Here is a 26914-nt window from a genome sequence, read left to right as displayed (position 1 = left end):
GCGGCCCCATGGACCCCATGGACAAGGACGCGGAATCCGCCGAAGGCCACCCTCGCCGGGTCGGCGGCGATCGGCGCGTGGCCGTCACCGGACTGGGCCTGGTGTCCGGATTCGGCGTCGGCGTCAAGCCGTTCTGGGAATCGCTGCTGGCCGGTCGGACCGCGCTGCGGCCGCTGGGCTCGGTGCCCGGCTCGGTCGGCGAGTTGTACGTCACTCGTGTGGACGATCGTGCGCTCGCCGCCGCGACCGGCGGCGAGGCGGTCGAGCGCACCTCGGCGATGCTCGGCGCGGCGGTCGCCGAGGCGCTCGCCGACAGCGGACTCGCCGCGCCGGTCGCGGACGGCACCCGGCACGGGCTGGGGATCGGCACCTGCCAGGGCATGTTCCACGCCGAGGGCGCCGAGTTGCCGCTGCGCGCGGACCGGCACGTGGTGGACATGTACACCCGGCCCGCCGACCACGTCGCCCGCCGCTTCGGGCTGCGCGGGCCGCAGGCGGTGATCTCCACCGCGTGCGCGTCGAGCACCACCGCGCTGGCCTGGTCCGCCGCGCAGATCCGGGACGGCCGGGCCGAGGTGATGGTCGCCGGCGGTGCCGAATCGTTGTGCCTGTTCGCCCTGGCCGGCTTCCACGGACTGCGCGCCACCAGTCCCAACCGCTGTGCGCCGTACACGGTTTCGGACGGGATGAGCATCGGCGAGGGAGCCGCGGTGCTGATCCTGGAGGAGTGGGAGCACGCGGTGCGGCGCGGCGCCACCGTGCTGGTCGAGTTCCTGGGCAGCGGGATGTCCGCGGACGCCTACCATCCCGTGGCGCCGGACCCCACCGCCCGGGGCGCGTTGGCCGCTGCGCGCCGCGCGTTGGCGGCGGGCGGCGTGGGCCCGGAGCGGGTCGACTACGTCAGCGGGCACGGCACCGGCACGGCCGGCAACGACGCGATGGAGAAGGAGGCGATGATCCTGTTGTTCGGCGACCGGGTGGGCTCGGTCCCGATCAGCAGCGTCAAGTCCGCGGTGGGACACACGCTCGGCGCCGCGGGGGCGATCGAGGCGGTCGCGTCGGTACTCGCGCTGCACGAGGGCGTGTTGCCGCCGACGGCGGGCGCGGGCGGAGTGCTCGACGACCGGATCGACATCGTGCCGGACGTGGGCCGACCGGCCCGGGTGGAGGTGGTGCTGTCCAACAGCTACGCGTTCGGCGGCAACAACGCCTCGATCCTGCTCGCCTCCCCCGGCGCGGTACGCCCCCGGCCCCGACCGCGGCCGGCCCGGGACCGAGCGGTGATCACCGGCGTGGGGGCGGTCGGTCCGGGCGGGGTGGGCCACGCCGCGCTGCTGGCCGCGTTGGCCGGCGATCCGGTCTCGGCCGCGAGCGCGGAACCGGTCCGTCCGGACGAGGTGTTGACCGCGCTGTGGCGCCGGATGGACGACTTCACCCGGCGGGCGGTGCTCGCCGCGTCGGAGGCGTTGTGCGAGGCGGGCATCGATCCGCGGGCCGACGACGGGGCGGCCGAGGAGGCCGCGCTGATGTTCGCCACGGCCGGCGGTCCGATGCGCAGCGTCGAGGAGTTCGGCCGGTCGTTGTCCGAACTGCTGGTTCCGGAGCGGCGATCCTCGTTCGCGCGGACCACGATGACCTCCGCGCCCGGGACGTTGGGCATCTGCCTGGGGCTGCGCGGGCCGACCATCACGTTCCTCTCCGGCGGTACGGCCGGTCTCCAGGCGCTCGACCACGCGTGCGGGGCGGTCGCGCGCGGGGACGTGCCGTACGCCGTGGTGGTGGGCTGCGACGAGATCACCGACGCGGTCCTGGACGCGCAGACCAGGTGGTGGGGGCCGGGTCGGTGGGCGGACGGCGCGGTCGCGGTGGTGGTGGAGTCCGCCGCGCGGGCGCGGGCCCGCGGGCGGCGGGCACTGGCCGTGGTCGAGGGCACCGGGCAGGCGGGGGGCGCGGACTTCCGGGCCGGGCAGGCCGCGGATCCGGCGGCGTTCGTGACTGCGGCGACCCGGGCGCTCGCCGCGGCCGGGCGCGGGCCGCGCGAGATCGACTGGGTGCTGGCCGCCGGCGCACGACCCGATCGGGCCGAGGCGCGGGCGGAACTGCTGGCGTTGGCACGGTTGTTCCCGGACTCGACACCGGTCGGGCGGACCCGGTCGCGACTGGGCGAGACGATGGCCGCGGGCGGCCTGGTGGACGCGGTCGCGGCCATGGCGGCGATCCGCGGCGGGCTGCGACTGCCCGTGGACGACGTGCGCGCCTCGTCGGCGGCCGGGTCGGCGCCGGTGCGTCGGGTGCTGATCGACACGGTCGGCTGCGGCGGGGTGATCGCGACGGTGCTCGGCGCACCGGACGGCGGCGCACCGGACGGGTCGCGATGAGGGGTGCCGACGGGCGAGCGGTCGACGCGGACCGCCCGCCGGCACGGACGGCGGGTCCGGGGTGTCCCCCCGGGCCCGCCGTCTCGCGTTTTCGCGACCGGCGCGGCTCCGGCGTGTTGGTGCTGCTGCCGTTGCCGAGCCGGTGTCCCGAGGAGGTGCTGCCGGCCGACCCGTGGACGGTGTTCTCCGCGCGCGAGAGCCTGGATCTGGCGTGCGGGCCGGCGAGTCTGTCCTGGGCGGGCAAGTACGCCGCGAAGCTCGCGGTGATCGAGTTGCTGGGGCTGACCGAGCCGGTGTGGTCGGATGTCGAGATCCTGCCGGACGAGGCCGACTGCCGGGCGCCGGGCGGGCCGTGCCGGGCGCGGCATCGCCCGAGCGTGGTCCTGAGTGGTGCGGCCAGGACGGCGGCGGGCGGGGCCCGCGGCGGGCGGATCGCGGTCACCATCACGCACGAGACCACGGCCGCCGCCGCTCTGGTGGTGTGGGATCGCACCGCCACCGCCCCGGTATGAGATCAGCGCGACGCACGTCGGCCGGCCCACGCGCCGGCCCCGAGCCCGGCGAGCGCGAACCCGGCCAGTACCGCGAGCGAGACCGAAAGGCCGTGTGGGGCCGAACCGTTGAGGGCCGACCGATAGCCGCTCATCGCCCAGTAGCCGGGGGTGAGCGGGCCCAGGTGCCGCATCCAACCGGGCAGCATCGCGGACGGCACCAGCGCGCCGGCCATGATCGTGGTGACCACGGCGGAGATGTCCCCGACGGCGCTCAGTTGGGCCGATGTGCGCACCAGAGTGGACGCGCCGGTCCCCAGCGCCAGCACGCACAACGGCCACGCCACGCTCACCACCAGGACCAGCCACCACCCCCGGGCCGGCCGCAACCCGAACGCGGCGGCGGAGAAGCCGAACAGCAACAACTGCTGGACGAGCAGGAAGGCGAACATGGGCGCGGCCTTGCCGACCAGGATCTCGCCCAGCCGGGCCGGACTGGCCCGGACCCGGTCCCAGGTGCGCCACGTGGCGCGCTCGTCGAGCAGGCCGGCGCCCACCAGTTTCAGCACGAACAGCGAGAACATCACCGCCATGCCGGCGGTGGCCTGGGCGGTGCCGTCGGCCATGTCGTCGGGCATCGCGTCGGACAGGAGCACCATCATCGGCCGGATCACGCTGACCAGAACCATCGGGATGACGGTGAAGGCGATCAGCGGGCCGGGGTCGCCGGCCATCAGGACGCACTGGTGCCGGGCGACCGCGGAGAACCGGCGAACACCGGCGAGTTCAAGCGCCATTGCGGGTCAACAACTCCCGATAGAGGTCGTCGAGGGTCGGCGCGTCCAGGGCGATCGAGCGCAGCCGCGCCGCGTGCTCCGGGTTGGCCGCGAGCAGCCGCGCGGCGGCGGCGGCCGGGTCGATCGCGGTGATCACCACGTCGTCGCCGTCGGCCCTGGTGTCGTCGTCGCGCAGGCCGTGCGGAAAGCACAGTCCGGCACCGTCCGCGAAGGACAGCGTGACCCGGCCGGGCAACGCGGCGAGCAGGTCGGCGCGCGCGCCACGGGCGATCACCCGGCCGTGGTCGGCTACCGCCAACGTCGCGTCGAGCACCTCGAGTTCGGGGAGGTAATGGGTGGTGTACACGACTGCGGCGCCCCGGTCGGCCATGCTCCGCACGGCGCGCAGGAGCAGTTCGCGGGTCACCGGGTCGGCGCCGACGGTCGGCTCGTCCAGCAGCAGTACGCGCGGTCGATGCAGCATCGCCGCGGCGGCGTGCAGCCTGCGCTGTTGGCCGCCGGAGAGGTCCTCGACCGGTCGGGGCAGGATCTCGGTCAGCCCGAGCGCCTCGGCGATCTCCTCGATCCGCTCGGCCAGCAACCGCCGTCCCAGGCCGTACAACCGGCCCGCGTACCGCAGGTTCTCCAGCGCGGTGGTTGGAAACAGCGCCAACTCCTGGGGCGCGAGCCCCAGTTCATGGGGGAGCCGGTGTCGTGGGGTGACCGGCCGCCCATCGATGCGCACCTCCCCCGCGTCCACCCGAATCAACGCGGCCACCGCCCGCGCGAACGTCGTCTTCCCGGCCCCGTTGTGGCCCACCAAACCGACGATCTCCCCGGCCCCCACGTCGAGTTCGAACCCGTTCAGCGCGACGACCTCGCCGTACCGCTTCCGCAGTCCCACGACGCTCAACATGCAGTAACTATATGACGTAAGGAAACTCCGGTCAACGAACCGCGCCCCACCGAACCGCGCCACCGAAACGCCCCGCCGAAACGCGCCACCGACCCGGGGCACGACGCGCGGGGCCGGCGGCGCACCGTCGCGGCCGTCGGTGTCGGGTTCGTCGGCGACGCGCCGGCACCGGCGGGGCGTACAGCTCCCGGCACGTGTGGGCCGGAGGCGGGCCGTGAGCGTTGCCGCACCCGTCTTCGCAGGCCTGGTCGGGTCCGAACAGGGGGCCGAGGCACGGTGGTTGGGGAACCCGCGGGCGATGGCTACGGGTTGCTTGCGGTTTCCGAGCCGAGTCCAGACCTGCCTGGGCGAGACCCGGTACGCGAACAACAACCAGCTCCCGTTCACCTACCTCAAGGTGGGCTCGGTGATCTGCACCAAGGACTTCGCGAACGGCCTGGTCGGCACGATCCGGATCAACGAGATCCCGTCCAACTCCGGCCCCAGCCAGTACTGGAAGGTCTCGATGACCGTCTGGCGCGGCCCGCGCCGCTGACCCGGACACCCGACCACACACCGCCGAACCGGGCATCCACCGCACGCCGCCGGACCGAACACCCGCGGCACGCGGGCGAACCGAAGTCACCACCGCACGACGAGGCGGCGCCGGGATCACTCCCGACGCCGCCTCGTGTACGCCAGGCCCGGCCGCGGGCCGGCAGGGTCCGGCCGACTACTGCTGGCGCCCGCTGGTCACCCGGTACGCGTCGAACACGCCCTCGACCCCGCGCACCGCCTTGAGCACGTGGCCCAAGTGCTTGGGGTCGCCCATCTCGAAGGTGAACCGGCTCACCGCGACCCGGTCCCGGGTCGTGGCCACCGACGCGGACAGGATGTTCACGTGCTGGTCGGACAAGACCCGGGTGATGTCCGACAACAACCGCGAACGATCCAGCGCCTGGACCTCTATGGCCACCAGGAACACCGAGGACGCGGTCGGCGCCCACTCGACGTCGACGATCCGCTCGGACTGTTGGGACAACGACTCGACGTTGCCGCAGTCCTGCCGGTGCACCGAGACGCCGTTGCCCCGGGTGACGAATCCGATGATCGGATCGCCCGGTACCGGCGTGCAGCAGCGGGACAGCTTGACCCAGATGTCGTCGACGCCCTTGACCACGACGCCGGGATTGCCGGTCGAGCGCGGCCGGCGCCGGGTGGTGGTCGGCCTGGTGGCCTCCGCGAGGTCCTCCGACGCGCCCTCCTCGCCGCCGAGCGACTCGACCAGGCGCTGCACGATGGTCTGCGCCGAGACGTGACCCTCGCCGATCGCCGCGTACAACGACGAGATGTCGGAGTAGCGCAGCTCGTGCGCGAGGGTGACCAGGGTGTCGCCGCCACCGGACATCAGCCGCTGCAACGGCAGGCCCTGCTTGCGCATGGCCCGGGTCAGGCCCTCCTTGCCCTGCTCGATCGCCTCCTCGCGGCGCTCCTTGGAGAACCACTGACGGATCTTGTTGCGCGCCCGGGGCGACTTGACGAAGCCGAGCCAGTCGTGACTGGGCGCCGCGGTCTCGCTCTTCGAGGTGAACACCTCGACCAGGTCGCCGTTGTCCAGCCGGCTCTCCAGCGGGACCAGCCGTCCGTTGACCCGGGCCCCGATGGTGCGATGCCCGACCTCGGTGTGCACCGCGTAGGCGAAGTCGACCGGGGTCGAGCCGGCCGGCAGCGCTATCACGTCGCCCTTGGGCGTGAAGACGAAGACCTCCTGGCTGGAGAGGTCGAAGCGCAGCGACTCCAGGAACTCGCCCGGATCCTCGGTCTCGCGCTGCCAGTCCAGCAGTTGCCGCAACCAGGCCATGTCGTTGGCCGGGTTCTCGCCCTTGCGCGCGGGCTTGGTATCGGTCTTCGCGGCGCCCTTGGCCCCGACCGCCTCGGCCTTGTACTTCCAGTGCGCGGCGATGCCGTACTCGGCTCGGCGGTGCATGTCGAAGGTGCGGATCTGCAGCTCGACCGGCTTGCCCTCGGGACCGATCACCGTGGTGTGCAGCGACTGGTACATGTTGAACTTGGGCATCGCGATGTAGTCCTTGAACCGCCCCGGGACCGGGTTCCAGCGCGCGTGGATCGTGCCCAGCGCCGCGTAGCAGTCCCGCACCGAGTCGACCAGGACCCGGATGCCCACCAGGTCGTAGATCTCGGTGAACTCGCGGCCGCGCACGATCATCTTCTGGTAGACCGAGTAGTAGTGCTTCGGCCGCCCGGTCACCGTGGCCTTGATCCGCGCCGAGCGCAGGTCGCCCTGCACCTGATCGGTGACCAGGGCCAGGTACTCGTCCCGCTTGGGCGCGCGCTCGGCGACCAGCCGCACGATCTCGTCGTACATCTTGGGGTAGAGGATGGCGAACGCCAGGTCCTCCAGCTCCCACTTGATCGTGTTCATCCCCAGCCGGTGCGCCAGCGGGGCGTAGATCTCCAGCGTCTCGCGGGCCTTGCGCTCCTGCTTCTCCCGCTTGAGGTAGCGCATCGTGCGCATGTTGTGCAGCCGGTCGGCGAGCTTGATCACCAGCACGCGCGGGTCCTTGGCCATCGCGATGACCATCTTGCGCACGGTCTCGGCCTGCGCCGCCTCGCCGAACTTGACCTTGTCCAGCTTGGTCACGCCGTCCACGAGCATCGCCACGGTGTCGCCGAAGTCGCGGCGCAGCGCGTCGAGCCCGTAGTCGGTGTCCTCGACGGTGTCGTGCAGCAACCCGGCCATCAGCGTCGGCGGGTCCATCCCGAGCTCGGCCAGGATGGTGGCGACCGCGAGCGGGTGGGTGATGTACGGGTCGCCACTCTTGCGGCGCTGGCCGCGGTGCCAGCGCTCGGCGGTCGTGTACGCCCGCTCGATCTGGCGCAGGTCGGCCTTGGGGTCGTTGACCCGCACCACCCGCAGCAGCGGTTCCAGGACCGGGTTGTACACGCTGTTGCGCTGTACGCCCAGCCTGGCCAGGCGGGCGCGGACCCGGCTGGGGCCGTCCACCCGCAACGAGCGCGAGCGCTCGGTGCCGCTGCCCCGCGAGGCGCCCGCGGGGGTCGGCGCCGCCTTCGCGACCGGCCGCGGCCCCCTGGCCTCGGGCCCGGCGGCGCCGGCGGCCGGACCGCTGTGGCCGTCGCTGCCCCGGGGGCCGTCGGCGCTCTCCTCCGACGCGATGGCCTGAGCCTCGGCCGGCGGGTCGGCGCGGGTCTCGGCCGCCGCGCGGGTCTCGCCGGAAGCGGCGGCGGGCTGCTCGGCGGGCGCCTGGGCCGGAGCCCGGTCCGGCCCATCGGGCGCCTCGTCGGGGCGGGCCCGGGCCGGAGCCTCCTCGGGGCCCCCGCCGCTCACCGGCGGATGGCCCGAGGGGCCCGGTGTGGCACGTGTGGCGTCGTCCGAGGGAGCCGCGTGTTCGACGGCATCCCCCGAGGACGACGCGACGGGCGCGACCTCGTCCGGCAAGGGAACTCCTCCCACAGATGACGGAAATTCCATCGTACTGACCCACGCCCTCACGACTCGGCCATCCGGAACGCCGGCCGCCGCGACGGCGAAGGCCGAAGGCTCCCCACCTGGGGCGCCTCCGGCCTCCGACGACACGCCTTTCGGCGGCGTGTCACACGACGATGAACGACTCCAGCGTGCCTTCCGGCAGCACCGGGGCGAGCCGCGCCCGGCCGTTCAGGAAGCCGAGCTCGAGCAGCACCTCGACCCCCACCACCTCCGCGCCGGCCCGCTTCACCAGGTCGATCGTGGCCTCGACGGTCCCGCCGGTGGCGAGCACGTCGTCGATCACGAGCACCCGGTCACCGGGCTCGAACGCGTCCTGGTGCACCTCGAGGGTGGCCGAGCCGTACTCCAGCTCGTAGGACTGCGCGTAGGTGGCGCACGGCAGCTTGCCCGCCTTGCGGACCGGGACGAACCCGGCCTGCGCGCGGTAGGCCACCGGTGCGGCCAGGATGAAGCCACGGGCCTCGATCCCGACCACCTTGTCCACCCGACCCCGACAACGCTCGGCCAGCGCGTCGACCAGGGCCGCGAACGCGACCGGGTCGGCCAGCAGCGGCGAGATGTCCTTGAACACCACGCCCGGCTGCGGCCAGTCCGGCACGTCCCGGATCCGGCTCTCCAGCAGTTTGCGCAGGTCGTCGTCGGCCATCAACGCTTCCTCTTGCCGCCGGGACGGGTCCGCGCCCGGCCGCGCGAGGCGCCCGCACGGGGTGCTCCGCCCTGCGCCGGCACGGTGTCGTCGTCCGACTCGGACTCCGGCTCCGCGCCCTCGTCCACGTTCGGGTGCCCCTCGGCCTGGTCCGCGGGAATGCCCGAGGCCTCGGCGGCCTTGGCCGCCTTCGCCTCGGACGCGCGGCGCTGGGCCACCTTCTTCGCGAGCTGCCGCATCTCCGGCGACCGCTCCTTGAGGTCGGCCAGGATCGGCGTGGCGATGAAGATCGAGGAGAACGCACCGGCGGCCAGACCCACGAACAGCGACAGCGCGATGTCCTTGAGCATGCCCGCGCCGAGCAGACCGCCACCGACGAACAGCAGCGACGCCACCGGCAGCAGCGCGACCACCGTGGTGTTGATCGAGCGCACCAGGGTCTGGTTCAGACCCGCGTTGGCCGCTTCGCTGTAGGTGAGCTTGGTCTGTTTGGTGATGTTCTTGGCGTTCTCCTTGACCGTGTCGAACACCACCACGGTGTCGTACAAGGAGTAACCGAGGATGGTCAACAGACCGATCACCGTGCCCGGCGTCACCTCGAAGCCCACCAGCGCGTACACGCCGATGGTGATCACGATGTCGTGGATCAGCGCGACCAGCGCCGCCACGGCCATTCGCCACTCGAAGGCGAAGGTGAGGTAGATCACCACCAGGATCATGAAGATCACCAGGCCCTGGAGGGCCTTCTTGGAGATCTCCTTGCCCCAGCTCGGGCCGACCACCTGCGTGTTGACCTTGTCCGGCGCGACGTCGAGGTCCTTGGCGATGGCCGCCGCGACCTGCTTGGTCTTGTCCGCGTCCGATTCCGCGATCTGGATCCGCAGGCCGTCGCCGCCGACCTTCTGCACTATGGCGTCGGTGCCGTCGGTGAACGGCTCCACCGCCTTGCGGGCGTCGTTCTGCGAGGCCGAGGTGTGCTCGATCGTGTAGACCGAGCCGCCCTTGAACTCGATGCCCTGGTGCAGCCCGCGGCCGAGCAGCCCGCCGACCGCGAGCAGCAGGATCAGCGCGGAGATCGAGTACCACAACTTCTTGCGACCGACGAAGTCGAACGAGACGTCGCCGTGGTGCAACCGGACGCCGATGTTCTTGAGGTCACCGAAGCGACTCATCACGCCTCCTTGACGCCGGCAGCGCGCCCGCGCGGGCGACGGCTGCGGTACGACTGGCGCTGATTGGCACCGAGCGCGACGGGATCGAGTCCGGACCACTTGTGGCCGTCCGCGAAGAACTTGCGCTTGGCGAGGATCGTCATGAGCGGCTTGGTGAACAGGAACACCACCACGACGTCGAGCAGCGTGGTCAGGCCGAGCGTGAACGCGAAGCCCTGGACCTTGCCGACCGAGACGACGTACAGCACGGCGGCGGCCAGGAACGACACCGCGTCGGACACCAGGATGGTGCGCCGGGCACGCGGCCACGCCTTCTCCACCGCGGGTCGCAACGTGCGACCCTCGCGGATCTCGTCCCGGATGCGTTCGAAGTACACGATGAACGAGTCCACCGTGATACCGATCGCGGCGATCGCGCCACACACCGCCGGCAGGTTGAGTGCGAAGCCGATACTTCGGCCCAGCAGACACATGATGGCGTAGGTGAGGGCCGCCGAGACCGCCAGACTCGCGATGCTCACCAGGCCGAGGCCCCGGTAGTAGAACAGCGAGTACAGGATGACCAGGACGATGCCGATCGCACCCGCGATCAGACCGCCCCGGAGCTGGTCACCGCCCAGCGACGCGGACACCGTGGTCACGTCGCTCTTGGTGAAGGACAGCGGGAGCGCGCCGTACTTGAGCACGTTCTCCAGGTCCTTGGCCGAGCCGCGGGTGAAGTTGCCCGAGATCACCGCGCTGCCGCCGGGGATCTCCGACTTCACCGACGGCGCGGAGACGACCACACCGTCCAGGTCGATGGCGAAGCGGTTGGTCGGGTACTTGCCCGCCGCCAGGTCACCGGTGATCTTGGTGAACTTGTTGGTGCCCGCGTCGGTGAACTTCAGCTCGACTTCCCAGCCGCCGACGCTGCCGTTCTGCGGAAGTTGCGCCTTGGACGAGTCCACGTCCGTGCCGGGGATCAGTACCGGACCGAGGATGTACTTCTCCTCGCCCTCGCCCTGATCGCGGCTGCACGCCACGGTCGGCTTGTCCTCCGGGGCCGGAACCGGGCCGAGGCCGCGGTTCTCCGGGAGGGAACAGTCCAGGTTCTGGTACTTCGCGCGCAGCTCGGGCGTGATGCCGTTCGCGTCGGCTCCGGCCGGCGGGGTGCTCGCCGGAGGCGTCGCGGGCGGCGTGCTCGCGGGCGGCGTCGACGGCGGCGGGGTCGGGGCGCCGGACGCGTCCTTCAGGTTCGGGATGACCCGACCCTGGGGCTTGCCCGACTCGGCCGCGGGCGGCGTGTTCGCGGGCGGCGTGCTTGCCGGCGGGGCGCTCGCGGGCGGCGTCGACGGCGGCGTCAGCGGCAGCTTGGTACCACCCTGGGGGGTGATCTGCGCGGCCTCCAGAACGGGGCGGAAGAACAGCTTCGCGGTCTGGCCGACCTGCTCCGCCGTCTCCTTCTCGTTCTTGCCCTTGGGGATGCTGATGACGATGTTGCGATCGCCCTCGGTCTGCACCTCCGCCTCGGACACACCGAACGCGTTGACGCGCTGGCGGATGATCTCCACCGCGGTCTGCATGTTCGACTTGTTGACCGCGCCGTTACGGCCCTGGTCGGCCTTGGCGGTGAGCGTGACGCTGGTGCCGCCCGCGAGGTCGATGCCCAGACGTGGGGTCTTGTCCCCGGTCGAGAACATGATCGCGTACAACGCCACGATCACGACCCCGATGAAGGCAAGGACCCGTCCCGGGTGCCCTCGGGAACTCGATTTCGGTGCTGCCACCTTCGCCCAATCTCCCTCTCGATGCCGCCGCGGACGGGCGTGCGCCACGTCCGCCGGCACGGCACGGCGCCCGGCGGAACGCCAGGCGCTTTCGTATCCGGGGTGTCACCCCCGGTCACATGACTGTATTGCTCTGCGGTAGCCCTGGGACCACCGCACCCACCACGAGCCGAACTAGTCCTGCTTGTCGTTCTTGCGCAGCCGGTCGCCCGACTCGGACGCCTTGCTCGCGCCCTCGTTCTTGCCGACGTCCACGGTCTCGGTGTCCTCGGCCTCGGCCTCGGCGGCGTCGGGCTTCTTGTCGAGCTTGACGACGTCGTCGCCGGCCTCGGCGCCGTCTTCGTGCTCGTCGTCGGCCTCGTCGTCCTCGGGCTCGTCACCGGAGGACAGGACGGCGGCGATGGCGCTCTTGACGAAGCGGCAGTGCACGTCGGGCGCGACCTCAAGGATGACGGAATCGTCCTCGACCTCGGTCACCGTCGCGTACAGCCCCGCGATCGTGCGGACCTCGGCGCCCGGGACCAGCGAGTTCTGCGTTTCCATGGCCTGTCGCTGGCGTGCCTTCCCGGGCTTGATGATCAGGAAGTAGAACACCACGACGATGATTACTGGCAGGAGGAGGGTAAGCGGGTCCACGGCTTGAAACGATTCCTTCCCAAGGCCGCTCGGCGGCCCGGACGGTGACACTCGGCCGGCCACGGTGCGGCAGCCTCGGCGGAGTCTAGACGGGTACTTACTACAGGAACAACGACTACCGGCCGCGTGCGTTCCCGACGCGCACCGGCCTCACTCGGTTGCATCCTTACCGGTCACGGCCCCGTTGTCGAACAACACGCTCTGTTGTGTGCCGTGCTGCCCCGGCAGCGCGCCCCGCGGCGGGTTCAGGCCCAGATGCGTCCAGGCCTTGGCGGTGGCCACCCGACCACGTGGCGTGCGGGCCAGGAAGCCGCTGCGGACCAGGAACGGTTCGGCGACCTCCTCGACCGTCTCGGTCTCCTCGCCGACCGCCACGGCCAGCGTGGACAGGCCCACCGGACCGCCGCCGAACAGCGTGGTCAGCGCCTGCAGGACGGCCCGGTCCAGCCGGTCCAGGCCCAGCGCGTCCACCTCGTACACGTCCAGCGCGCGGGCGGCGATGTCCCGGTCGACCTTGCCGTTCGCGCGCACCTGCGCGTAGTCGCGGACCCGGCGCAGCAGCCGGTTGGCGATCCGGGGCGTGCCCCGCGAGCGGCCCGCGATCTCGGCCCCGCCCTCGGCGGACAGCTCGACGTCGAGCAATCTTGCCGATCGGTTCAGCACCCGTTCGAGTTCGGCGGGCGCGTAGAAGTCCATGTGGCCGGTGAAGCCGAACCGGTCGCGCAGCGGCGGCGGCAGCAGCCCGGCCCGGGTGGTCGCGCCCACCAGGGTGAACGGCGGCAGGTCGAGCGGGATCGCGGTGGCGCCGGGGCCCTTGCCGACGATGATGTCGACCCGGAAGTCCTCCATCGCCATGTACAACATCTCCTCGGCGGGCCGCGACATCCGGTGGATCTCGTCGAGGAAGAGCACCTCGCCCTCGGACAACGAGGACAGGATCGCGGCCAGATCCCCGGCGTGCTGGATGGCCGGGCCGGAGGTGATCCGGATCGGCACGCCCATCTCGGCCGCGATGATCATCGACAGCGTGGTCTTGCCCAGCCCGGGCGGCCCGGACAACAACACGTGGTCGGCGGTGCCGCCGCGCCCCAGCGCCGCGGTCAGCACCAGGGACAACTGCTCGCGCACCCGTTCCTGGCCGATGAACTCGTCGAGGTTCTTCGGCCGCAGCGCGGCCTCGACGGCCTGGTCCTCACCGTCCGCCGCGGCGGTCACCAGGCGTTCGCCGTCCTGCGTCATCGTGTTCCGCCCATGGTCGTGTTCGTGCGGCCTGCGTTCATCCTGCCCGACCCGGGCGACACCGCGGTGTCACACCCGACCACCGGTCGCCTCCGCCGGTTCACCGGCGGTTCAGGCCGCGCAGGGCCGCCTTGAGCAGCGCGCCGATGTCGGGCGTGGCGGCGGCCTCCGCCTCCGCGGTCACCGAGGCGACCGCGTCGTCCGCCTCGCGCGTCGCGTAGCCGAGGCCGACCAGGGCGGCGTGCAGTTGATCCCGCCACCCCGCGCTCACGGGCGCGCCGACGCCGAGCGCGGCACCGGTGCCGGTGGGCGCGCCGAGCTTGTCCTTGAGGTCCAAGAGCAGCTTCTGCGCGCCCTTGGGCCCGATCCCGGGCACGGCGGTGAGCGCCTTGGCGTCCTTGCCCGCGACGGCGGCCCGCAGCGCGTCCGGGCTGTACACCGCGAGCATCGCCAGGGCCAGCTTGGGCCCCACCCCGTTGGCGGTCTGCAACACCTCGAACGTGCGCTTCTCGTCGTCGTCGGCGAAGCCGAACAGGGTGAGCGAGTCCTCCCGCACCACCAGCGAGGTGGCCAGCCGGGCCGATTCGCCGACGCGCAGCGTGGCCAGCGTGGTGGGCGTGCACTGCACGGCCAGGCCGACCCCGCCGACCTCGACGACGGCGGTGTCCGGGCCGAGGCCGGCCACCGTTCCGGAGACGAACGCGATCACCTGAGTGCTCCTGCTTGGCTAGGGGTACGAGGGCCGGCCGTCGCGGGCCCGGCCGGGGAGGGCGGCGGTCGGTCAGCGGCGGGTGCCGCGCGGCAACCGGCCGGCCGGGGTGCGGGCCGCGGCGACGGCCGCCGCGAGCCGGTCGGAGGCGCCGCCGCGCCAGATGTGGCAGATCGCCAACGCGACCGCGTCGGCGGCGTCGGCCGGTTTCGGCGGGCCGTCCAGGCGCAGGATACGGGTCACCATCGCGCCGATCTGGGCCTTGTCGGCGCGCCCGCTGCCGGTGATCGCGGCCTTGACCTCGCTGGGCGTGTGCAGCGTCACCGGCAGGCCGCGCCGCGCGGCGCACACGATCGCGACGGCGGACGCCTGCGCGGTGCCCATCACGGTGCTCACGTTGTGCTGGCTGAACACCCGCTCGACCGCGACACAGTCCGGGCGGTGCCGGTCCAGCCACTCCTCGATGCCCTGCTCGATGCCCAACAACCGGGCGTCGATCGCGGCGTCGGCGGGGGTGCGCACCACGCCCGCCGCGACCATCCGCAGCGGCTTGCCGACCGCGCCGTCCACGACGCCGACGCCGCATCGGGTCAGACCGGGGTCGACCCCCAAGACCCGCATGCCGCGCCCCTCTCGTCCCGCGTCGTTTCGCCCTCGTGCGTTGGGCCGTTCGAGTCGAACACCACCCGATACGAACATCTGTTCGCCCGACAAACCCTAGTGCAGCTGCGCCGATCCCCTCGGTACCGCCACTCCGCGATCACTCGTTCGAGCGACACGTACGCTTGTCCCGGTCGATAACGCCCCGATGACAGCCCTGTGACGATCCTTCCCCAGCCGGCCCGGTCGCCGCGCGGGAGCCCGCGCAGGCGGCGCTAGGGTCGCTTGGAGACTGCCCCGCTCGCCGCCCGGAAGGTTTTCATGCCGTCGCCGTCCATGCCGGTCGCCGAGACCCCACCGGCCGTCGAGAAGGGTGCGACCAGGATGCCGGCGGTCCCCGACACCGCCTTCGTCGACGGTCTCCCCGAGCGCCTGCGGCTGGGCGTCGTCGACTTCGCGCACCGCGCGAAGGCGTCCTTCCGGCCGGCCCGCACGGCCGTGATCGGGTACCTGATCGCGCGCGCGATCAACCTCGTGGTGCTCGCCGTGATGGCGCTGGCCGCCGGGAAACCGTTCTGGTCCATGGTCGGCTCCTGGGACGGCGTCTGGTTCCGCGACATCGCGGACTTCGGCTACGTCGACAAGATCCCGGTGTCCCCGGCGGGGAAGCCGTACTGGAGCAACGTCGAGTTCTTCCCCGGCTATCCGTGGGCGGTCCGCCTCGTCGGCGACGTCACCGGCCTGTCCGCGCTCAACGCCGGCATGGTCGTCACGCTGCTGGCCGGCGTGGTCGCGGCCTGGGGGCTGTACGCACTCGGGCGCGAACTCACCGGCAACCACCGGGTGGCCACCCTGTTCGCGGTGTTGTGGGGCGTCGCACCGGGCTCGATGGTGCTCACCATGGTCTACTCCGAGGCCCTGTTCGTAGCGTTCGCGTCCTGGGGCCTGCTGGCCGTGATCCGCCGGCAGTGGACCCTGGCCTGTGTCCTGTGCCTGTTCGCCGGCCTGACCCGCAACACCGCGTTCGCCCTGGTCGCGGCCCTGGGCGTGGCCACCCTGGCGATCGCGCTGCGGCGCCGCGAGGACGGCGCGCGGGTGGGCCTGTTGGCCCCGGAGACCCGGCGCCCGGTGATCGCCACGCTGATCTCGCCGCTGGCGTGCGTGGGCTTCATCGGCTGGGTGGGCTGGCTGGCCGGTCGCCCCGACGGGTGGATCTGGATCCAGGACAAGGCCTTCAACCTGCGGATGGACTGGGGCATAAGCACCGTCCAGTGGATGAGCAAGTACCTCACCCACCTGGGCCGACCGATCTACGTGGTCTGCACGTTCGTGATCATCCTGTCGGTGGCGCTGATGATCTGGTCCTTCCGCGACCGGCGGATCCCCCTGCCGGTGCACGTGTACGGCGCCGTGGTGATGTTCCTGGCGCTGACCACGAGCAACGGCTGGTTCTTCCACTCCAAGCCGCGCTTCATGCTGCCGGCCTTCACCATCGCGCTGCCGCTGGCCCGCCTGATGGCCAAGTGGCCGCGCGGCGTGGTGATCGCGGTGCTGGTCGCCGGGGCGGCGTTCTCCGGGTGGTACGTGAGCTTCCTGCTGTACGTGATAAACACCAACCCGTAGCGCTCGCGGCGGTACCCGAACGCGCGTGGGGCCGGCGGCAGTTGCCGCCGGCCCCACGCGCGTTCGAGTACTTCGACCGGGCCGCCCTAGTCGGCGTTGACCCGCTCCATGACCTCGTCCGAGACATCGAAATTCGCCCAGACGTCCTGAACGTCGTCGCTGTCCTCCAGCGCCTCGATCAGCCGGAAGATCTTGCGCGCGCCCTCTTCGTCCAGCGCGACCGAGACGCTGGGGATGAAGTTGGCGTCGGCCGAGTCGTAGTCGATCCCGGCGTCCACGAGCGCGGTCCGCACCGCGACCATGTCGGTCGCCTCGCTGACCACCTCGTAGGACTCGCCGAGGTCGTTGACCTCCTCGGCGCCGGCGTCGAGCACCGCGCCGAGCACGTCGTCCTCGCTCAGGTCGTTCTTCGGCACGATCACGACACCCTTGCGGGTGAACATGTACGACACCGAGCCGGGGTCGGCCATCGAGCCGCCGTTGCGCGTCATCGCGACCCGAACGTCCGACGCCGCGCGGTTGCGGTTGTCGGTGAGGCACTCGATCAGCACCGCGACACCGTTCGGTCCGTACCCCTCGTACGTGATCGACTGGTAGTCGGCGCCGCCGGCCTCCGCACCGGAGCCGCGCTTGACCGCGCGGTCGATGTTGTCGTTCGGGACCGAGGACTTCTTGGCCTTCTGAATGGCGTCGTAGAGCGTCGGGTTGCCGGCGATGTCACCGCCGCCGGTGCGCGCCGCCACCTCGACGTTCTTGATCAGCTTGGCGAAGAGCTTTCCGCGCCTGGCGTCGATGACGGCCTTTTTGTGCTTGGTGGTCGCCCACTTCGAGTGGCCGGACATCCGCCTCTACTCCTTCGGGTCGCGGGTGCGCTGCACGAGCCTGTACAGGCTGGAAGATCCTACCGGCGCGAGCACTCAGAGCGTGGCACGGACCATGTCCACGAAGTACGCGTGCACCCGCCGGTCGGGGGTCAGCTCCGGGTGGAAGGACGTGGCGAGCAGGTTGCCCTGGCGCACCGCGACGATCCGGTCCGCGTACGGCTCGGCGGTCAGCCGGGCGAGCACCTCGACCTCGGCGCCGACCGACTCGACCCACGGGGCGCGGATGAACACGCCGTGGATGGGGTCGCCGCCCACCAGGCCCTCGAACGGGACGTCCGCCTCGAACGAGTCGTTCTGCCGACCGAACGCGTTGCGCCGCACGATCATGTCGATCCCGCCGACCGTCTGCTGGTCCTCGCGGCCGTCCAGGATCTTGTCGGCGAGCATGATCATGCCCGCGCACGAGCCGTAGACCGGCATGCCGCCCGCGACCCGCTCGCGCAGCGCCGGGAACAGCCCGAAGGACACCGCGAGCTTGGACATCGTGGTCGACTCGCCGCCGGGTATGACCAGCGCGTCGAGCTCGGCGAACTCCTCGACCTTGCGCACCGGGCGTGCGATCGCGTCGAGTTCGGCCAGCGCGATGGCGTGTTCGCGGACGTCGCCCTGGAGGGCCAGGACACCGATGATGGGAGTGGTGGACACGTCAACCTCGTCCGGTCGTAGGTACCGAGCCGGGCCCGAACGCGTTCGCGTTCGGGCCCGGCACACAGCTTTTCCGAGTGTTCGAGTGCTTCGAAGTCGTCGGCGGGGCGGGAACTACTACCAGCCGCGGCCGGCGTAGCGCTGCTCCGCCGGGAGGGTGTCGATGTTGATGCCGACCATCGCCTCGCCCAGACCGCGCGAGACCTTGGCGATCACGTCCGGGTCGTCGAAGTGCAGCGTCGCGTCCACGATCGCCTTGGCCCGCTTGGCCGGGTCGCCGGACTTGAAGATGCCGGAGCCGACGAACACACCCTCGGCGCCGAGCTGCATCATCATCGACGCGTCGGCCGGGGTGGCGATGCCGCCCGCGGTGAACAGCACGACCGGGAGCTTGCCCGCCTCGGCCACCTCCTTGACCAGCGCGTACGGCGCCTGGAGGTTCTTGGCGGCGACGAACAGCTCGTCCTCGTCCAGCACGGAGAGCTGCTTGATGTCCTTGAGGATGGTGCGCATGTGCCGGGTGGCCTCGACCACGTTGCCGGTGCCGGCCTCGCCCTTGGAGCGGATCATCGCCGCACCCTCGGTGATCCGGCGCAGCGCCTCGCCCAGGTTGGTCGCGCCACACACGAACGGGGTGGTGAACTTCCACTTGTTGATGTGGTTCGACTCGTCGGCCGGGGTCAGCACCTCGGACTCGTCGATGTAGTCCACGCCGAGCGACTGCAGGACCTGGGCCTCGGCGAAGTGGCCGATCCGGGCCTTGGCCATCACCGGGATGGACACGGCGCTGATGATGCCGTCGATCATGTCCGGGTCGGACATGCGCGCGACGCCGCCGTCCTTGCGGATGTCGGCCGGCACGCGCTCGAGCGCCATGACGGCGACCGCGCCCGCGTCCTCGGCGATCTTGGCCTGCTCGGCGTTGACGACGTCCATGATCACGCCGCCCTTGAGCTGCTCGGCCATGCCGCGCTTGACCAGGTCGGTGCCGGTCTGGGGGCTTGCGGGGGTGGTGGACACGGATGACCTCACACAGATGCGAACGACGACGGTTGGCTCCATCGTACGGGTGAGGTGGATCCTAATGTCATGCCACCCCGGCGAAATACTCGGGCCAATCTGTCCAGGGTGGCCTTTGCGTGGCTCCCGTCAGGACCCACCGGGCTGCAATGTGCGCGGCTCCTCGTCGTCCATCTCGAAGGTGACCGGGTACGGGGCATGGCCCGCCAGGCGCAGATAGCGCACCAATCGGTGTCGGCGCACCGCACGGGCGCCGCGGACCGCGTCGTTGTGGAAGCGCCGTGCCATCGGCACCCGACGCACCGCGGTCTGCAGTTCGGCGACCAGTTCCGCGCCGCCGGGCCGCGCCCGCAGGTCGTCCGCCTGGGCCGGGTCCTCGAACAGGATCCGCAGCGCGCGGGTCAGGTCGCTCTCCGCCACCTCGCGCTCCTCCTCGGCGGCGTTGCGCGCCTCATGCGCGGCACCGGCCAGCACGAGCGAGGAGGCCGGATCGAGCAGCCCGGACGTGGCGATCTCCTGCGCGACGGCGGAGCGCCGCAACAACTGCGCGTCCAGCGCGGCCCGGCTCGAGTCCACCCGCGCGTGCAGGCGGTCGAGCCGCCCGGCGGTCCAGCTCAGATAGACACCGACCGCGAGCACCGCGAGCAGAATCCAGATGACAGTCATCACCCGGCGACCCTAGTACCGCCGGCCCGACCAACCCGACAGCCCGGCCGGCGTTCGATGCCACCCGACGGCCCGGCCGGCGCCTGAGGCCACCTTTCAGCCCGGCCAAGCAACCCAACAGCCCGGCGGGCGCCTGAGGCCACCTTTCAACCCGACCAAGCAACCCAACAGCCCGGCCGGCGTTTGAGGCCACCTTTCAGCCCGGCCGGCGTTTGAGGCCAACCCAGCCCGGCCGGCGCTTGAGGCCAACCCAACCCGGCCGGCGCTTGAGGCCAACCCAACCCAGCCCAGCCGGCGCGCGTGAGGCCGAGGCCCGCTACGCGGCGGGCGCACCCGCGGTGACCGTCTCGTACACGCCCAGGATGTCCGTGCCGACGGTCTCCCAGTCGTACCGCTGCACATGCTTGCGCCCGATCTCGCGCAACGCGTCCCTCCGCACCGGATCGCGCAACAGCGCAACCGCCGCGGCGGCGAGCGCCGAGGCGTCCTCCACCGCGAACAACTCCCCCGCCCGCCCGCCGTCGAGCACCTGTCGAAACGCGTCCAGGTCGCTCGCCAACACCGGCGCGGACGCCGACATCGCCTCGACCAGGATGATCCCGAAGCTCTCGCCGCCGGTGTTGGGCGCCACGTACACGTCCACGCTGCGCAACAACCGCGCCTTGTCCAGGTCGCTGACCATGCCCAGGAAGGTGACCTGGCCGCGCAACGCCTCGGGCAGGTCCTCCACCGCCTCCTCGGCGTCGCCGCGCCCGGCCACCAGCAGTCGCACCCCCGGGAACGCCTCGACGATCCGCGGGAACGCCTCGATCAGCGTGGGCAGTCCCTTGCGCGACTCGTCGATCCGGCCGATGAAGCCGATCGTGGGTGCCTGCGCGGTGCCCTGCCACGCGGGCTCCACGGGGGCGTCGGCGAAGAAGCCGACGTCCACACCGTTGGGGATGACCACCGCGTCGCCGCCGAGATGTTCGACCAGGGTGCGCCGCGCGTACTCGCTGACCGCGATCCGCGCGCTGATCTTCTCCAGCGCGGGCTGCAGGATCGGGTAGGCCGCGATCATCGCGCGCGAGCGGGTGTTGGAGGTGTGGAAGGTGGCCACCACCGGTCCGGACGCGGCCCAGCACGCGAGCAACGACAGGCTGGGCGTCGCCGGTTCGTGGATGTGCAACACGTCGAAGTGGCCGTCGTGGATCCATCGGCGCACCCGCGCGGCGGACAGGAAGCCGAAGTTGAGCCGGGCCACCGAGCCGTTGTAGCGCACCGGTACGGCCCGCCCGGCCGGCACCACGTAGTCCGGCAGCGGGGTGTCGTCGTCCGCGGGAGCCAGCACCGAGACCTCGTGCCCGCGCGCGATCAGGTTCGCCGCGAGGTCGCGCACGTGGTACTGGACACCGCCGGGCACATCCCACGAGTAGGGGCATACGACGCCGATCCTCACTTGGCCTCCCCGATCCGGGCGAGCCGGCCGGCGTCCAGGTCGGCGAGCCACAGCGGCTGCAGCATGTGCCAGTCCTGCGGGTCGCGGGCGACGGCCCGGGCGTAGGCGTCCGCGACCTGCTGGGTCATGATCGCGATCTTCTCCCGCCGGGTGCCCTCGGCGGGCACCTCGATCTCCGGGTGCAGCGTGCCGCGCATGACCGTGCCGTCCCACGCGAGGGTGACCGGGATCAGCGCCGCGCCGGTCTGCACGGCGAGCGCGGCGGGCCCCGCGGCCATCCGGGTCGGCTCGCCGAAGAAGCTCACCGGCACCCCGCCGGCGGTCAGGTCGCGGTCGGACAGCAGGCACAACAGCCGACCCTCGCGCAGCCGGCGCGCCAGCGTGCCGAAGGTGTTGCCGTCGCCGCCGGTGAGCGGCAGCACCTCCATGCCCAGCGACTCGCGATAGTCCAGGAAGCGCTTGTACAGCGACTCCGGCTTCAGTCGTTCGGCGACGGTGGTGAACGGATAGCCCTTGAGCGTGATCCACGCGCCGGCGTGGTCCCAGTTGCCCATGTGCGGCAGCGCGAAGATCACGCCCTTGCCGCGCGCGCTGCACTTGTCGAGCAGGGTCAGATCGCACTCCATCCGGGCCAGCACCGTCTCGCGGTCCCAGACCGGCAGACGAAACGCCTCCTGGTAGTAGCGCAGGTAGGACCGCACGCTCATCCGGGAGAGCGCGCGCACGCGCTCGGGCGTGGCCTCCGGACCGAGCACCCGGCTCAGGTTGGCCTCCAACTGCAGGACGCCTTTGCCGCGCTTGCGCCAGACGGCGTCGGCGATCCGCCGGAAGATCGCCGTGGCGACCGGTTCGGGCAGGCGCTTGACCACGGACCAGCCCAGGGCGTACCCGGTGTCGGCCAGCCGCTGCCCGACTTCGGTCATCCCTTGTCACCTCCGGGCAGCGCGTTGTCGATCGCGGACGCCGAGCGGTGCACCGCGATCATCCGCTGGAAGACGGTGATCAGGCTGCCCACCGCGATGAACCACAGCGCGGCCTCCTGGATGTAGGGCACACCCAAACCGTCGAGACCGGTCGCCACCAGCGAGATGACCAGCCGCTCGGCGCGCTCGATCAGCCCCGAGACGTCGCAGGCCAGGCCCAGGCTCTCGGCCCTGGCCTTGCAGTACGACACGACCTGGCCGGACCCGAGGCAGACGATCGCCAGGATGCACATGCGCAGGTTGTCGCCGTCGCCGGCGAACCAGATCGCCAGCGCGCCGAAGATCGCGGCGTCCGCGACCCGGTCCAGGGTGGAGTCGAGGAAGGCCCCCCACTTGGTCGAGCGGCCCAGCTGGCGCGCCATGTTGCCGTCGACCAGGTCGGAGAAGATGAACGCGGTGATCACGAGCGTGCCGGTGAGGAACCAGCCGATCGGGAAGAACACCAGCGCCGCGACGACCACCCCGAGGGTGCCGATCAGCGTCACCGTGTCCGGACTGACGTTGTGGCGCAGCAGGAAGCTCGCGAACGGGGTGAGCACACGCGTGAAGAAGGCACGAGCGTATTTGTTGAGCATCGCCTTCCCGAGGGATTGCCGGGGCGGCGGGGGATCCGAAGGACTCGACCCGCCTGGTGCGCCCATCGTACTGACGCGGTCGTGCCTCCCGAGCCCCCCGTCGTCCGGGCGTGCCGCACCCGGGCGCGCCGCGTTGGAGAACAGCGTGTACGGCGAGGACACTTGTACTCGGTCGGACGTCGGGGCAATGCTGCCGTTCAGGAATCGATTTGCGGACGTTGGCGTACCGACGACCGACAAGAGCCTGTCCGTCCGATCTCGGCGGACCCGTCGGGATCGACCGGACAGGCCCTGGCACCTGTGCGTCCGGAGACGTCGACGACGACCGCACGACATGGACAACCAGGAGGTGGCACATGGCGGACAAATCCGGAGCTAGCGCCGGAACCGTCGGCAGGGTAACCGCGCCGGCGAGCCCGGACTCGGTGCGCAACGTGGTGCTGGTGGGCCACACGGGGGCGGGCAAGACGACATTGGTGGAGTCCCTGCTCGTGGCGACCGGGACGATTCCCCGGGCCGGTCGCGTCGAGGACGGGACGACCGTGTCCGACTTCGAGGACATCGAACACCGCCAACACCGCTCGGTGGCGCTGTCGCTGTCCCCCGTCGAATTCGACGGCGTCAAGATCAACCTGCTCGACACCCCCGGCTACGCGGACTTCGTCGGCGACCTGCGCGCGGGCCTGCGCGCCGCGGACGCCGCGCTGTTCGTCGTCTCGGCCGCCGACGGCGTGGACGGCTCGACCCGGATGATCTGGGACGAGTGCGCCGCGGTCGGCATGCCGCGCGCGATCGTGATCACCAAACTCGACCAGGCGCGCGCCGACTTCGACGAGATGGTGCTGATCTGCCAACGGGTGTTCGGCGACCCCGACGCGGACACCGTGCTCCCGCTCTACCTGCCGCTGCACGGCGAGGACGAGAGCGTCGCGGGCCTGATGGGCCTGCTGACCCAGCGGGTGTACGACTACTCCTCCGGCACCCGCGAGACGCTCGACCCGGACCCCGAGCACCTGCCGCTGATCGAGGACGCCCGCAACCGGCTGATCGAGGGCATCATCGCGGAGAGCGAGGACGAGTCCCTGATGGACCGTTACCTCTCCGGCGAGCAGATCGACGTGGACACGCTGATCGCGGACCTGGAGACGGCGGTCGCGCGCGGCTCGTTCTACCCGGTGCTCGCGGTCGCGCCGAACGGGCTGGGCACCATCGAACTCCTGGAAGGCATCGTCCGCGCCTGTCCGGCACCGCCCGAGCACGAGGTGCTGCCGGTGACCACCCCGGACGGCAAGCCGCACGACCCGCTGACCTGCGACCCCGAGGGCCCGCTCGCGGCGGAGGTGGTCAAGACGACGTCCGACCCGTACGTGGGGCGGATCTCGCTGGTCCGGATCTTCTCCGGCACCCTGCGCCCGGACATGACCGTGCACGTCTCCGGCCACGGCATGGCCGACCGCGGCCACGAGGACCACGACCTGGACGAGCGGATCGGCGCGATGTCGATCCCGCTGGGCAAGCAGCAGCGCTCGCTCAACCGGGGCATCGCCGGCGACATCGTCGCGATCGCCAAGCTGACCCGGGCCGAGACCGGCGACACCATCTCGGACAAGGACGATCCGCTGCTGATGGAGCCGTGGATGATGCCCGACCCGCTGCTGCCGGTCGCCATCCGCGCGCACAGCAAGGCCGACGAGGACAAGCTTTCCCAGTCGCTCGCCCGCCTGGTCGCCGAGGACCCCACGCTGCGCCTGGAGCACAACACCGACACCCATCAACTGGTCCTGTGGTGCATGGGCGAGGCGCACGTCGAGGTGCTGCTCGACCGGCTGCGCAGCCGCTACGGGGTCGCGGTGGACGCGGTCACGCACAAGGTGTCGTTGCGCGAGACGTTCGCGGAGAAGGCCAGCGGACGCGGTCGGCATGTGAAACAGTCCGGCGGACACGGCCAGTTCGCGATCTGTGAGATCGACGTCGAGCCCCTGCCCGGCGGCTCCGGGTTCGAGTTCGTGGACAAGGTGTTCGGCGGCTCGGTGCCACGCAACTTCATCCCGTCGGTGGAGAAGGGCGTCCGGGCGCAGATGGAGAAGGGCGTCGCCGCCGGCTACCCGATGGTGGACCTGCGCGTGACGCTGACCGACGGCAAGGCGCACTCCGTCGACTCCTCCGACATGGCCTTCCAGATGGCGGGCGCGCTGGCACTGCGCGAGGCCGCCGCGAGCACCCGGATCCACCTGCTGGAACCGGTGTCCGAGGTGCGGGTCACCGTCTCCGACGAGTACGTCGGCGGCGTGCTCAGCGACCTGAGCTCGCGCCGCGGCCGGGTGGTGGGCACCGAACCGACCGGCTCGGGCCGCACCCTGATCCGCGCCGAGGTCCCCGAGATCGAGATCAGCCGCTACGCGATCGACCTGCGCTCGATCAGCCACGGCACCGGCCAGTTCGCCCGCGCCTACTGCCGGCACGACCCGATGCCCCCGCAACTCGCCGCGAAGGTCACCGCCGACACCGACGCCTAGACCCCACGAGCCGATCCGATCCGGCGGCCGGGCACACCCCGTCGCGGCCGTCGGACCGGCTCGTGCGCCGCCGGATCGTCCCGTACGGGGATGCCGGGACGCTTCGGCGGCGCACTGGGAGAGCGTGCCCGGTGGGGCGCGGCACGGATGGGGCGGGTCGGCCGACGCGGGAGGGCGCCCGTCCAAGGGCTGTCGTGCCTCTTCGGGCGCGCGGCGAGCCGCTCGTCGGGCCCGGGGCCGGCCGCGCGGGTCGGCCGACCGTGCCCCGCCCGCTCAAGGGATCGGCAGCGCCCGGTCCAGCGCGACCAGCGACAGCAGCACGGTCGCCGACGTCCACGCCAGCGGGGCCACCGAGGCCGGCTTGCCGTGCGCGTCGACCTTCTCCGGCAACGAGCCGGCCGCCGTGCGATGGTCGGCGAGCCAGTCGAGCCGGCTGAGCGCCCCGGCCCGATCCCCGCTCGCCGCGCTGAACAGTGCGAAGGACGCGGTCTCCGGGGTCCAGGCCGCGGTGGGATCGCCGCCCCAGCGCTCACCCGGCAGGATCCCGCCGTTGGGCAGCGTCAACAATTCGGCGGATCGACGGACGGCGCCGGCGACCCCGGCGTCCGCGCGCGCGAACGGCGGGCCCAGCCACGTCACCGCGGTGTCCGCGCCGCCCTTGGCCGACGCCGTGCGCGGATAGCCGTGCGGCCCGAATTCCTCGCGGACCGCACGATCGAGTCGCGTCGACGCGCCCGTCCAGCGCTGCTCCTCGGCCCCGCTCCCGGTCCGCCGCGCCAGGTCGGTGGACGCCCGCAGCCCCGCCGACAGCGGCGCGGCGGTGCCCAGGGTGACCTGGTCGGTACGGGTCTCCCAGTAGTCCGAACCACGCGGTGGCAGCCCGTCCGCGCGCAACCGACCGGCCACCGCGTCACCGGCCCTGCGCACCGTCGGCCACAACTCGGCGAGCGCGGCCGCCGTCCCCGGGTCCCGGGGGTCCTGGTGGACGTACCAGAACCAGACCGCCCACGGCACCCAGCCGTTGCCGTCCAACTGCGCCGCCCGCTTGTCGCCGACCGGTCCCCCGTCCAGGCGGTAGCGCGCCTCCCAGGTGCCGTCGGCCCGTTGCAGCGCGGCCAGTCGGCGCAGCACCGCGAGCGCCTCCCGGTCGTGCCCGGTGACGGTGAAGGCCGCCGCGACCCACGCGGCGTCGCGCGGCCAGACGTACTTCCAGATCCCGAACCACGCCGCGGCGACCGAACCGTCGGGCTGGGTCAGCACCCGCATGTCCAGCAGCGCGCGCTCGGCCATCGCCCGAAAGCGCGGGGTGTCGCCCGGGACGCTGCCCTGCGCGAGCCAGGCCCGTTCGGCGTCGGTGGGCGGTACCGGCGGCGCGTCGGTGGGCAGCGCGATCGGTCCCTCGGGGCCGGGTATGACGCCGCCGAGGAGCAGCGGCCGGGTCGTGGGCGGCGGGGGCGCCGCGCCGCCGACGGTGACGACGATGCCGATCGCGACCAGCAGACCGACCACGGCGAGGCCGATCGAGCGGGCCCTGCCCGGGAAACGGAACCTGCCGAGGCCGCGGGCCTGGTCAGGGGAGGGATCGCCGTCGGCGGACCGAGTCTTGCTGCCCATGCGTGCCGTCTCCGCCCCCGACCCCCTCGCCGCCTCGCCGGCGGCCGGGCCGCTCCCCGTTCGGCTCAGTCTAGGCATGATCGGATCATCACTCGAACCGTCGTACGGCCCGC

The 26914-nt window shown here is 71.8% G+C and carries 23 protein-coding genes; 5 read left to right on the top strand and 18 right to left on the bottom strand.

Features of this window, described 5'->3' with window-relative positions; translation table 11 throughout:
- Nucleotides 1-8: 8 nt before the first annotated feature.
- Nucleotides 9-2378, top strand: coding sequence for a beta-ketoacyl synthase N-terminal-like domain-containing protein (locus OG948_RS29615; protein WP_406299374.1), 2370 nt, complete (start codon nucleotides 9-11; stop codon nucleotides 2376-2378).
- 113 nt (nucleotides 2379-2491) lie between these two features.
- Nucleotides 2492-2890: a hypothetical protein gene (locus tag OG948_RS29610; RefSeq protein ID WP_406299373.1), complete on the top strand. Its 399-nt coding sequence runs from the start codon at nucleotides 2492-2494 to the stop codon at nucleotides 2888-2890.
- Nucleotides 2891-2892: 2 nt separating this feature from the next.
- Here the strand turns inward: OG948_RS29610 and OG948_RS29605 are convergent, their stop codons facing one another.
- Nucleotides 2893-3666 carry an ABC transporter permease gene (locus OG948_RS29605; RefSeq protein WP_406299372.1) on the bottom strand — a complete coding sequence of 258 codons (774 nt, stop codon included), beginning with the start codon at nucleotides 3664-3666 and terminating at the stop codon, nucleotides 2893-2895.
- Entirely contained in the window at nucleotides 3656-4561 is a 906-nt protein-coding gene (locus tag OG948_RS29600) for an ABC transporter ATP-binding protein (protein ID WP_406299371.1), read from the bottom strand. The genes OG948_RS29605 and OG948_RS29600 overlap by 11 nt, the downstream gene beginning before the upstream one ends.
- A gap of 298 nt (nucleotides 4562-4859) precedes the next feature.
- On the opposite strand from OG948_RS29600, the gene OG948_RS29595 reads away from it, so the two are divergent.
- A complete protein-coding gene (locus OG948_RS29595) occupies nucleotides 4860-5096 on the top strand; it encodes a hypothetical protein (RefSeq protein WP_406299370.1) in 237 nt (78 codons plus the stop codon).
- Nucleotides 5097-5273: 177 nt separating this feature from the next.
- Here the strand turns inward: OG948_RS29595 and OG948_RS29590 are convergent, their stop codons facing one another.
- The 8 genes from OG948_RS29590 to ruvC form a co-directional block, all read right to left on the bottom strand.
- Nucleotides 5274-8018, bottom strand: coding sequence for a RelA/SpoT family protein (locus OG948_RS29590; protein ID WP_406299369.1), 2745 nt, complete (start codon nucleotides 8016-8018; stop codon nucleotides 5274-5276).
- Nucleotides 8019-8172: 154 nt separating this feature from the next.
- A complete protein-coding gene (locus tag OG948_RS29585; RefSeq protein ID WP_395871984.1) occupies nucleotides 8173-8715 on the bottom strand; it encodes an adenine phosphoribosyltransferase in 543 nt (180 codons plus the stop codon).
- A complete protein-coding gene (secF, locus tag OG948_RS29580) occupies nucleotides 8715-9887 on the bottom strand; it encodes a protein translocase subunit SecF (RefSeq protein ID WP_406299368.1) in 1173 nt (390 codons plus the stop codon). Before secF ends, OG948_RS29585 begins: the two co-directional genes overlap by 1 nt.
- Nucleotides 9887-11653, bottom strand: a complete 1767-nt coding sequence (secD, locus tag OG948_RS29575) for a protein translocase subunit SecD (RefSeq protein WP_406299367.1) — start codon at nucleotides 11651-11653, stop codon at nucleotides 9887-9889. Before secD ends, secF begins: the two co-directional genes overlap by 1 nt.
- 174 nt (nucleotides 11654-11827) lie before the next feature.
- Nucleotides 11828-12289, bottom strand: coding sequence for a preprotein translocase subunit YajC (gene yajC / locus OG948_RS29570; RefSeq protein WP_406299366.1), 462 nt, complete (start codon nucleotides 12287-12289; stop codon nucleotides 11828-11830).
- 150 nt (nucleotides 12290-12439) lie between these two features.
- Entirely contained in the window at nucleotides 12440-13528 is a 1089-nt protein-coding gene (gene ruvB, locus OG948_RS29565; RefSeq protein ID WP_406299365.1) for a Holliday junction branch migration DNA helicase RuvB, read from the bottom strand.
- A 100-nt stretch (nucleotides 13529-13628) separates the two neighbouring features.
- Complete coding sequence (gene ruvA, locus OG948_RS29560; protein ID WP_395871994.1) at nucleotides 13629-14237, bottom strand: Holliday junction branch migration protein RuvA; 609 nt, start codon at nucleotides 14235-14237, stop codon at nucleotides 13629-13631.
- A gap of 72 nt (nucleotides 14238-14309) precedes the next feature.
- On the bottom strand, nucleotides 14310-14858 hold the full coding sequence (gene ruvC, locus OG948_RS29555; protein ID WP_406299364.1) for a crossover junction endodeoxyribonuclease RuvC: 549 nt from the start codon (nucleotides 14856-14858) through the stop codon (nucleotides 14310-14312).
- Nucleotides 14859-15158: 300 nt separating this feature from the next.
- Between ruvC and OG948_RS29550 the strand changes: the two genes are divergently transcribed.
- The gene (locus OG948_RS29550; protein WP_406299363.1) at nucleotides 15159-16460 is read left to right on the top strand and encodes a mannosyltransferase family protein; all 1302 of its coding nucleotides are present in this window, start codon (nucleotides 15159-15161) and stop codon (nucleotides 16458-16460) included.
- An 86-nt stretch (nucleotides 16461-16546) separates the two neighbouring features.
- On the opposite strand, the gene OG948_RS29545 is transcribed toward OG948_RS29550, so the two are convergent.
- The 7 genes from OG948_RS29545 to pgsA form a co-directional block, all read right to left on the bottom strand.
- Complete coding sequence (locus OG948_RS29545) at nucleotides 16547-17302, bottom strand: YebC/PmpR family DNA-binding transcriptional regulator (RefSeq protein WP_406299362.1); 756 nt, start codon at nucleotides 17300-17302, stop codon at nucleotides 16547-16549.
- Nucleotides 17303-17377: 75 nt separating this feature from the next.
- The gene (gene pdxT / locus OG948_RS29540) at nucleotides 17378-17989 is read right to left on the bottom strand and encodes a pyridoxal 5'-phosphate synthase glutaminase subunit PdxT (RefSeq protein WP_406299361.1); all 612 of its coding nucleotides are present in this window, start codon (nucleotides 17987-17989) and stop codon (nucleotides 17378-17380) included.
- Nucleotides 17990-18106: 117 nt separating this feature from the next.
- Complete coding sequence (gene pdxS, locus OG948_RS29535; RefSeq protein WP_406299360.1) at nucleotides 18107-19051, bottom strand: pyridoxal 5'-phosphate synthase lyase subunit PdxS; 945 nt, start codon at nucleotides 19049-19051, stop codon at nucleotides 18107-18109.
- Nucleotides 19052-19138: 87 nt separating this feature from the next.
- Nucleotides 19139-19675: a hypothetical protein gene (locus tag OG948_RS29530; protein ID WP_406300365.1), complete on the bottom strand. Its 537-nt coding sequence runs from the start codon at nucleotides 19673-19675 to the stop codon at nucleotides 19139-19141.
- Nucleotides 19676-19991: 316 nt separating this feature from the next.
- Nucleotides 19992-21113 (bottom strand): glycosyltransferase family 4 protein, encoded by a 1122-nt coding sequence (locus tag OG948_RS29525; protein WP_395872005.1) that lies wholly within the window; start codon nucleotides 21111-21113, stop codon nucleotides 19992-19994.
- On the bottom strand, nucleotides 21110-22036 hold the full coding sequence (locus tag OG948_RS29520) for a phosphatidylinositol mannoside acyltransferase (RefSeq protein ID WP_406299359.1): 927 nt from the start codon (nucleotides 22034-22036) through the stop codon (nucleotides 21110-21112). Before OG948_RS29520 ends, OG948_RS29525 begins: the two co-directional genes overlap by 4 nt.
- The gene (pgsA, locus tag OG948_RS29515; RefSeq protein ID WP_406299358.1) at nucleotides 22033-22737 is read right to left on the bottom strand and encodes a phosphatidylinositol phosphate synthase; all 705 of its coding nucleotides are present in this window, start codon (nucleotides 22735-22737) and stop codon (nucleotides 22033-22035) included. Before pgsA ends, OG948_RS29520 begins: the two co-directional genes overlap by 4 nt.
- Before the next feature lie 290 nt (nucleotides 22738-23027).
- On the opposite strand from pgsA, the gene OG948_RS29510 reads away from it, so the two are divergent.
- A complete protein-coding gene (locus OG948_RS29510) occupies nucleotides 23028-25187 on the top strand; it encodes an elongation factor G-like protein EF-G2 (RefSeq protein WP_406299357.1) in 2160 nt (719 codons plus the stop codon).
- A gap of 273 nt (nucleotides 25188-25460) precedes the next feature.
- Here the strand turns inward: OG948_RS29510 and OG948_RS29505 are convergent, their stop codons facing one another.
- Nucleotides 25461-26801 carry a hypothetical protein gene (locus OG948_RS29505; protein WP_406299356.1) on the bottom strand — a complete coding sequence of 447 codons (1341 nt, stop codon included), beginning with the start codon at nucleotides 26799-26801 and terminating at the stop codon, nucleotides 25461-25463.
- Nucleotides 26802-26914 lie beyond the last annotated feature (113 nt).

Origin of the sequence: Embleya sp. NBC_00888 (genome assembly GCF_045207655.1) — a bacterium.
Taxonomy (GTDB): domain Bacteria; phylum Actinomycetota; class Actinomycetes; order Streptomycetales; family Streptomycetaceae; genus Embleya.
This window is presented reverse-complemented; position numbering and strand designations above follow the sequence as displayed.

Excerpts from the sequence above, each read along its gene's own strand:
- OG948_RS29615 (WP_406299374.1), top strand. The coding sequence starts at position 9 with ATGGACCCCATGGACAAGGACGCGGAATCCGCCGAAGGCCACCCTCGC.
- OG948_RS29605 (WP_406299372.1), bottom strand. The coding sequence starts at position 3,666 with ATGGCGCTTGAACTCGCCGGTGTTCGCCGGTTCTCCGCGGTCGCCCGG.
- OG948_RS29600 (WP_406299371.1), bottom strand. The coding sequence starts at position 4,561 with ATGTTGAGCGTCGTGGGACTGCGGAAGCGGTACGGCGAGGTCGTCGCG.
- OG948_RS29595 (WP_406299370.1), top strand. The coding sequence starts at position 4,860 with ATGGCTACGGGTTGCTTGCGGTTTCCGAGCCGAGTCCAGACCTGCCTG.
- OG948_RS29585 (WP_395871984.1), bottom strand. The coding sequence starts at position 8,715 with ATGGCCGACGACGACCTGCGCAAACTGCTGGAGAGCCGGATCCGGGAC.
- secF (WP_406299368.1), bottom strand. The coding sequence starts at position 9,887 with ATGAGTCGCTTCGGTGACCTCAAGAACATCGGCGTCCGGTTGCACCAC.
- ruvB (WP_406299365.1), bottom strand. The coding sequence starts at position 13,528 with ATGACGCAGGACGGCGAACGCCTGGTGACCGCCGCGGCGGACGGTGAG.
- ruvC (WP_406299364.1), bottom strand. The coding sequence starts at position 14,858 with ATGCGGGTCTTGGGGGTCGACCCCGGTCTGACCCGATGCGGCGTCGGC.
- OG948_RS29550 (WP_406299363.1), top strand. The coding sequence starts at position 15,159 with ATGCCGTCGCCGTCCATGCCGGTCGCCGAGACCCCACCGGCCGTCGAG.
- OG948_RS29545 (WP_406299362.1), bottom strand. The coding sequence starts at position 17,302 with ATGTCCGGCCACTCGAAGTGGGCGACCACCAAGCACAAAAAGGCCGTC.
- pdxS (WP_406299360.1), bottom strand. The coding sequence starts at position 19,051 with ATGGAGCCAACCGTCGTCGTTCGCATCTGTGTGAGGTCATCCGTGTCC.
- OG948_RS29530 (WP_406300365.1), bottom strand. The coding sequence starts at position 19,675 with ATGACTGTCATCTGGATTCTGCTCGCGGTGCTCGCGGTCGGTGTCTAT.
- OG948_RS29520 (WP_406299359.1), bottom strand. The coding sequence starts at position 22,036 with ATGACCGAAGTCGGGCAGCGGCTGGCCGACACCGGGTACGCCCTGGGC.
- pgsA (WP_406299358.1), bottom strand. The coding sequence starts at position 22,737 with ATGGGCGCACCAGGCGGGTCGAGTCCTTCGGATCCCCCGCCGCCCCGG.
- OG948_RS29510 (WP_406299357.1), top strand. The coding sequence starts at position 23,028 with ATGGCGGACAAATCCGGAGCTAGCGCCGGAACCGTCGGCAGGGTAACC.
- OG948_RS29505 (WP_406299356.1), bottom strand. The coding sequence starts at position 26,801 with ATGGGCAGCAAGACTCGGTCCGCCGACGGCGATCCCTCCCCTGACCAG.